Annotated in this window: 6 protein-coding genes; all 6 read right to left on the bottom strand. The window is 31.0% G+C overall.

The features are described 5' to 3' along the window. Positions 1–254 precede the first annotated feature (254 nt). Entirely contained in the window at positions 255–1973 is a 1719-nt protein-coding gene (locus EDD60_RS07995; protein ID WP_066445744.1) for a class I mannose-6-phosphate isomerase, read from the bottom strand. An 11-nt stretch (positions 1974–1984) separates the two neighbouring features. Then, on the bottom strand, positions 1985–2527 hold the full coding sequence (locus EDD60_RS07990; protein WP_066445747.1) for a glucose-6-phosphate isomerase family protein: 543 nt from the start codon (positions 2525–2527) through the stop codon (positions 1985–1987). A 12-nt stretch (positions 2528–2539) separates the two neighbouring features. Then, positions 2540–3316, bottom strand: a complete 777-nt coding sequence (locus EDD60_RS07985) for a glucose-6-phosphate isomerase family protein (protein ID WP_066445749.1) — start codon at positions 3314–3316, stop codon at positions 2540–2542. A gap of 3 nt (positions 3317–3319) precedes the next feature. Next, positions 3320–4606 (bottom strand): PTS sugar transporter subunit IIC, encoded by a 1287-nt coding sequence (locus EDD60_RS07980; protein WP_066445750.1) that lies wholly within the window; start codon positions 4604–4606, stop codon positions 3320–3322. 135 nt (positions 4607–4741) lie between these two features. Next, positions 4742–5458 carry a GntR family transcriptional regulator gene (locus EDD60_RS07975; protein WP_066445757.1) on the bottom strand — a complete coding sequence of 239 codons (717 nt, stop codon included), beginning with the start codon at positions 5456–5458 and terminating at the stop codon, positions 4742–4744. Positions 5459–5527: 69 nt separating this feature from the next. Then, a complete protein-coding gene (locus tag EDD60_RS07970) occupies positions 5528–6916 on the bottom strand; it encodes a glycoside hydrolase family 1 protein (RefSeq protein WP_132226355.1) in 1389 nt (462 codons plus the stop codon). Between the last annotated feature and the right edge of the window lie 105 nt (positions 6917–7021).

Raw genomic sequence — 7021 nt, 5'->3', positions numbered from 1 at the left:
TTTATTTAATCATTGTTATTGTTGTTTTGGTTATGACTGTTTACCTCTAAAATCTAAATTTTAAGATACTTCTAGAACCACAGATTTCTGTATTCTCAAAAATATCTCTTTACATTTATATTAATAATCAACTTCTATTTCTATATATTCTCATCCTGCTTTTGCTTTATTATACCACAAAGTCAAAAAAGAGTACTCTGTAAATTCAAAATAAATATATTTGCATAAATACAAAAACGCACTCTTGTGCGTTTTTATGCTCTTACATATGCTTTTATAAATTTAATTGTTTCATTATCATTATATGGACGAATTGTATATTCTAAAACTGCACTAGGAATAATAAAAGTCTCTGCATAATGTACAATAAATGGTTCAAATGCATTGGTTGGACTTTCCACAACTGCCTGGCTTCCTTCAACAAGGTTCAACATATGGAAACCAAGATGACAATCATGATAAGTTTTTTGCTGTGTTGTAAATCTTCTCGTTTCAATGAATTCTAATTCATGAAGTCCTGTTTTTTCTTCTTTATAGTCATCATCATTATGAATCATTTGAATATTATTCACAAGATTTTCTTTTACCCATTTGGTTGTACGATCCCACTGAATATTCTTTGCACCATCTTCAATATGAATTGGACGAGGGAGGCCGTCTAATCCTAATCTATCCCAATCCCATAATTTAAAGGTAAATATATAAGGCGTAGCACTAATTTCTAAAACCATACAATTAGCTGATGAACAATGAATTGTTCCAGCAGGTATTAAGAAATGATCATGTTTTTTAGCTTCAAAGAAGTTTACATATTTATCAGCATGAAACTTATCTTTTCCTGCTTGAGCAGTTTTTAAATCTTGAATCATTTGATCAGGACTAATATTATCTTTAAGTCCTAAATAAACACCTCCACCGTTTTGGCAATCTAAAATATAATAACTTTCATCTTGAGTATAAGTCATACCAAAATGTGATTTAATATATTCCGTCAATGGATGAACTTGTAAGCTTAAATTTTGACCACCCATTGTATCTAAAAAGTCAAAACGAATAGGAAATTCTGCACCAAAGCGACAATAATTTTTCATTCCCAATAATTCTACTGGTTGATATAACACTAAATCCATAGCAGGAATTTCAATTCGCGTTTGTCCATATCTTAAATACAAGCTATTTTCCTCAGGAACACCATCAAAACTCCAAGCATAATTATCCTGCTTAGAATCTAACCCACAGACTTCCTTCATCCATTGTCCACCCCATACTCCAGGATCAAAATATGGAACCAAACGGAATGGTTGCTTAGCAATTTGTTTTAATCCTTCTCTTAAAGCTTCTCCAGTAATCATTTTTGGTTGATTTTTGATATTGCTGTCAAGAAGATAATCAATATCATCAAACATTTTCATTTTTTGTTTATCTGCAATACGCCATTCAATAAAGAAACCTCTTTTAATTTTTCTTAATGAATCTTCATCATTATTATCCTGCTTAAAATTTGGCATTCCTTTACGATAACGACATTGAATTTCCCAGCGTGCTAAATCACAATAAATATAAATATCACCTCTTGAAATAAGACTTGCACCTACTCCATAAATAAGAATCCTTCCATGTGACTTTGCAACTTCTTTCATCGCTTCTAATTTTTTATCATCAACAAAATCTTCCATTTTTCCATAGTACATAACCCCACGTACACGATCATCTGTTAAATGAGAAGCCATCATTTCATTTAATTTATCTTTATCATAAAAGATATCTTCACTTCTTATCACAAAACGTGGTTCATAAACGTCTTGAATCAAATCTAGAATTTCATCATCTACACCAGGATAACATTCAACTGTCAAACAAAAATCTTCATAACTTTTATAAGTCATTATTTTTTCTTTAATTTGTTGTTGATTTTCAAAAACATCATCATCAAATCCAATAATCTTAGTTTCAGGATATTTATCATAATTCATCTTTCTCATTCCTATCTTTTTATAAATTTCACTTCACCATTTCTTTTAAAAACTCTGTATCCAAATTCCTTTCTTTCAATTGCTTGGTAATCATGACCAGCTGCAGTAGGCCAACATGCTCCTACCTTTAAATCAGTTTCACCAATATTAACCAAGCGATGAGCAATTGTTCCAGCAATATGATGTAAAGATCCCTCATATACTTTTTCAGCCCAAGTCTCACCATCTTCATCCATCAATAACAATAGCCCTTCACCAGCAATCCCAAAATAAATTTCAGCACAATCTTTATTTTCATGAAAATGTCCTTTTGTCATATTACATTCATCAAAAGAATAAACTGGTTTCAAAACAGTTAATCCCCACTGTAAATTACCCAAAATATTTTCTCCTTTGCTATATGAATAGACCTCATAAACAATCGGATCATCTTCCCTTGGCTGTTCATAAAGATATGCAACCTCATGATATTTTTTACTATATTTTTCTACTTTTTCACCTTCAATAACACTATCTGCAATATGATGTATAACTTCTGGTTCTATCACTTTCATAATCTTCTCCTTTTATGGGATAAAATTTTCCCATATTTCCATAGCAATTTGTGGACGAGAGACAAATAAGAATTTATCTGGATTGTCGACAAATTGTTGATAAATAGGTATTCCCTTTTCAATCTGAAATTCTTCATAAATACGTGGTTTCTTAATAACAAGCTCACTTTTTTTGTAATTTTCATTAGCAATAAACTTGATTTGGTTCCCTTCAACAACTGGAAACCAAGCAACACCTTGATGTGCTCTAACTTCTGTATAATCAAAACCAAAATCTCTCACACACCATGCGCCAAAAGTTAAATTTTCTTGAAGATTAGCAACAATCGTTGCATGTGCCCAACCTGGTGGAACAATCACAACATCACCTGGTTTCGCATGCACTGCATAACATTTCCCAGGATTATCATGAGCTGTTTGTTGCATATAAATATAAGCTTCACCACTCCATATTTCATAGACTTCACAAGTTGACATTCCACACGACTGAGACACAGCATGAATGTGTCCCTGCGAACGAACTGGTTCTTTTCCTATTGTTCCTTTTGCATATGTGACTGCACCATATAAAAGATTTCTTTCAAGCATAGCTTGTTTATCTTGATTATTCCCTACATCCATCGCAATGGAATAGACAATCTCTGGACCTTGACTTTGTGGATCCATAAGATTCTGTCTAATTGCCTCCAATGTTCGATTTTCAACAATTGGTCCAAATACCCCTTGTCCATATTCAAATCCTAAAGGATTATATGTAGGAATAATATTAAATCCTGGATTATATTTCATAGTCTACTCCTCTACTTGAAGTTGTTCATCTTTTAATAATTGCTTATCATACATTTTTACAAAAGGAATATAAATCAAAGTACCTACAATAAAATTCACAAGTTGAACTACAACACCCATAATTGAACCTGTTGCTAAATATCCAGAAATAAATGGTGGTGTTGTCCAAGGAATAACAGCACCTGTTGGATAAGGACATAATCCACTAGCCATTGCACCCCAAGTAATTAAGACAAAGACAACCATAACCAATACCCAAGGAATTAAAAGCATAACATTTAAAACAACTGGTGCCCCAAATACAACTGGTTCTGAGATATTGAAAATAGCTGAACCAACTGAAAGTTTTGCGACTGATTTCAATTGAACACTTTTTGATACTAATAAACATGCAATAATTAATGATGTAAATTGGATTGGAATAAATACATCATGGAATTGTGTTGTAAAAATATACTCTGGTTTTAATCCGGCTTGTGTAGCTGCAAGATTGGCAAACGTTGCTGCTTCCCAAACTGGTAAAATAACAGCTTTTGTAATACTTTGACCATGCAATCCCATAAACCACATTGTTTGAATAAATATAACAATCACAATCATTGCTGGTAAACTTGCTCCTAACTTCATCAATGGTGTTTGTAAAACATCAAAGAATAAAGTATGAACATTGCCATATGGAGTAAATGTGAAAGCGTATCTAATAATAGCAAATACAAGGAATGTAATAAATGCTGGAACTAATATTCTAAATGGAGCTGCAACCATTGGTGGAACACTGCTAGGTAATTTAATTGTTAAATTCTTTTTTAATAATGTATTGAAAACATAACCTGATAAGAAACCAGTAATTAAGGCAACAAATAAACCTTTACCACCTAACCAACTCATAGGAATAACATTAGTAATTAAATCTTTAACACCTTCGACTTCTAATGTTAATGGGGTTAAAATTAAGAAAGAACTGATTCCAACAATCATCGCAAATAATGGTTCTGTCTTTTCCTCTTTAGCATAGTAATAACTGACAACTCCTGCTAAATAAAAGGCAACCAAACTTAACGAAACACTAGAAATAATTCCCAATAAACTTCTTACTTCTGTCATAATTGCTGCTGGAACAACATTATCAATAAATGGGAAACTATTAATAATCAAAACGACTGATCCTGCAATTGTTAAAGGCATAATTGCTAACATTGATTTTCTTAAAATTTGCAAGTACTTATTACTTGACAAATAACTTCCTATTGGTACTAAATACTTTTCAAGAACTTTATTTAATTTATCCATATTTCTCCTCCTCTACAAATGTTATAACATTACAATATTATTATAACACAACATGTTATGAATGCAACACTTTTATGTTAGAATGTTATAACATTTAAAAGAAAAATAATAACTGCCCTTTCAGGCAGTTATTTATTACTTTAAATCAATTACTAATTCATATCCATTTGCAACATATTGTGAATATGTATACTCAATAGGTAAATCATTAGAACTCCCCATTCTTGTACGATTCATAATAGCTTCATTTTTCTTTGCGATTTGAAATAGCTCTTTTTGTTTTGTACTCATCAGAGTGGCCGTTATTTTCTCTTTTACATGTGTAATTGGATATCCTGCTTGTTCTAATTTAGCATACATAGAACCACTAAAATCAGTCTTTTCATCTACTGGAACAATTGGGTTAATATAAGTTTCATAATGTGTAACAGGTTTTTCATCAACATAAGTCTGTCTTGTTAATTTTAAAACAGGCACATTAACTGAAATTCCAAAATAATAAGCAACATCTATTGGTGGAGTTGTATATTCAACTCCAATAACACGTCGATCATTATTATTATTTGTTTCTTTTACACCATTAAAAGAAGATTGAAAAGAAGTTGCAACTGTATTTTCACGTTTTAAAACAATAGTCCCTTTTCCACGCTTTCTAGAAATAAGTTTAGCATTAATCAATTTATCCATTGCTTGACGCACTGTGACTCTTGATACTCCAAATTCTTCCATTAAAGACATTTCACTAGGAAGAACTTCTCCTTCTTTATATTCTCCATTTAAAATACGTGATTCTAATATATCATAGAGTTGACTCCATAACGGCTTTTGACCACTTTGAAAACTAAGTTTCATATCTTCACCCCTTTTCACTTCTGTTAACTTTATTATACACTAATTATTCCAATTTTTGTGAAATTAATGCTATTCTGATTCAAATCCATTATTTAAAGTCACTTGTTTAAACCAATCAGCACTTTTTTTCTTCTTTGTTTCACCAGTTTCTAAATCATATTCATAAAAACCATAACAATTCTTAAATTGATTAGATGGTGACCATAAATCAATAAAAGACCACATATTATAACCTTTTAAGTTAGCTCCATCTTGAATAGCCTGATATGCCCAAATTAAATGCTTTTTAACATAATCAATACGATAATCATCTTGAATTTGACCCGCATGATTTCTAAAACGATATTCATCTTGAACCCCCATACCATTTTCAGTAATACGCATTTCAGGATTCCCATATTTTTCTTTCATTAACATTAATGTATCATAGACAACTTTTGGATAAATTTCCCAACCACGATCTTTATTCATTTGTCTACCATGCATTTGATATTCTTCTGTAAATGAATCAAAAGTGATAGGAGCCTTAGGATTTCTTAGATAATCTAAACATTTTACTCGTGTTGGATGATAAATATTTAATCCTAAGACATCAATTTTATTTTCTTTAATCAACTGCAAATCACCATCTTGTATTTCAATAATAACATGATGTTCTTTTAAAAAGGCTATCCATTCTTCATTAAGAACTCCAGCAAGTAATGGATCTTCAAAACATAATTGAGTCATCAGATCCAGTGTATGTGCGGCCTCTAAATCGCCAGTATTTTGACTTCTTGGATAGATATGCTGATGATTTAATACGGAACCAATCTTTCCATTGTATTGACCTTCTTTAAAACATTTAACAACCATTGCATGAGCAATAACCATATGATAAATAGCTTGATTAGTAAGATTAAAATCAATTTTATTAGGATAACACATATCTCTTAAATATTTAATTCCAACATCAACAATTGGTTCATTATAGATATACCAAATATCAACCAACCCATCAAATAATTCAAAACATTTTTCACAATAATAAACAAAAGAATCAATCACATCACGATTCGTAAATCCACCTTGTTTTTCAAATAACAAAGGCATATCAAACCAATATAAAACAATTGATAATTCCATTCCTCTATTCTTAAAAGCTTTAAACATATTCTTATAATAAGTCACAGCTTTTTCATTCACTGTTTTTCCATCTGGTAAAAGACGTGCCCATAGAATAGAAGTTCTAAAACTATTATGTTCAATATCTTGAGCAAGTTGTGCATATTTTTCGTAATTTTCATACCAGTTTAATGTATCACTAGGTCCAATTTCATTATAAAAGCGTTCTGGTGACAAGCGATAGTATTCATCCCAAACTGTAGGAGCTTTACCATCCTTATCAAAAGCCCCCTCAGTTCCTTGAGCCCAAACGGCTGAGCCCCATTTAAAATCTTGTGGAAATTCGTATTTCATTTTTATCTTCCTCTCATAATGTTAATTTTGTTGTAATGTTATAACATTATGATTACAATATACCATATATATTATTTTTGTCAATATAGAAAAAGATATTATGTT

The organism is Longibaculum muris (genome assembly GCF_004343035.1).
GTDB classification, from domain to species: Bacteria; Bacillota_I; Bacilli_A; order Erysipelotrichales; family Coprobacillaceae; genus Longibaculum; species Longibaculum muris.
The sequence above is the reverse complement of the archived record's forward strand: the minus strand, read 5'-3'. Positions and strand labels throughout refer to the sequence as shown.